Raw genomic sequence first — 450 nt, forward strand, 5'->3', positions numbered from 1 at the left:
CGTCAGCTCGAACAGTTCCGCCCACGACCAGCGCCGCACCGATGATAACGAGATTCTTGATGATGTACTGGCCTTCGACCGTGAGTTCGTGTGGGAACGTCACAAAGACGACCTCAGGCAGTAATACTACTGGGAGGAACGTTCCCGGCATCTGTAGGAACAATAACAATATTCCGAGGCGTATCAGTGGCCGGTACAACAGACAAAGCCCGATTAACACCTCCCAAACGCCAAGTATCGGGACGAATAACTCCGGCGAGACGACATAGACAGTGGCAGCAACGAGATCTGCCGCCGGGCTGCCACCGATCACCTTCAGCCCGCCGAACCAGATGAATACGATTCCGAGCGCGACACGTAGCGTTGGAAGCCCGAGACGATCCATCGTGTCGGCAATTTGGCGATCAACCTGATCGAATCGTGCTTTCGCGGATTCCAGACGGTCAGAAT

1 pseudogene is annotated in these 450 nt (G+C 55.1%); it reads right to left on the bottom strand.

From position 1 onward, the window contains the following. Nucleotides 1-439, bottom strand: a pseudogene (locus O2S87_RS18830) (hypothetical protein); the annotation flags it as partial. Nucleotides 440-450 lie beyond the last annotated feature (11 nt).

The sequence above is a fragment of the Halohasta sp. A2 genome (assembly GCF_056175805.1).